This window comes from Roseateles sp. P5_E1, from assembly GCF_054049335.1.
The window spans coordinates 1-506 of the sequence record NZ_JBFUMN010000526.1 but is presented as its reverse complement, the minus strand read 5'-3'; the positions used below and the strand labels follow the sequence as shown (position 1 = coordinate 506).

Sequence of the window (506 nt, the reverse complement as noted above, 5' to 3'; positions counted from 1 at the left end):
GTGCATATCGAGGCGCAGGTGGCTGAAGTGGCACTCACCGGCGACCTGAGTTATGGCGTGAACTGGTTCTTCGAGGAGGCGGTCAACGCGCCCGTCGAAAGTGGCGGGGCCGGATTGGCCAGCGCGCTCGGCCGCTCGATCTGGGGCAGCACCTCCGGTGTGGTTGGCAGTAGCGGGGTGGGCTGGACCTTCCTGGGCAAGAACGCGGCCGCGGTAATCAGCGCACTGGACAAGGTCACCAACCTGCGTCTGCTGCAGACCCCATCGCTGTTCGTGCGCAACAACGCCGAGGCCACCCTCAACGTCGGCACCAAGATTCCGATCAACTCGGTGTCGGTCAACACCGGCGTGGGCGACAATACCTACAGCCAGGTGCAGTATCTGGACACCGGTGTGATCCTCAAGGTACGTCCGCGCATTACCCGCGATGGCGTGGTGTTCCTCGATATCGTGCAGGAAGTCAGCTCGGCGGGCGCGACGCCGAACGGTTGCGATGCGACCAAGAC

The 506-nt window shown here is 63.8% G+C and carries 1 pseudogene; it reads left to right on the top strand.

Going from position 1 to position 506, the window contains the following annotated elements:
• Positions 1-506, top strand: a pseudogene (locus tag ACXJKJ_RS32450) (hypothetical protein); the annotation flags it as partial.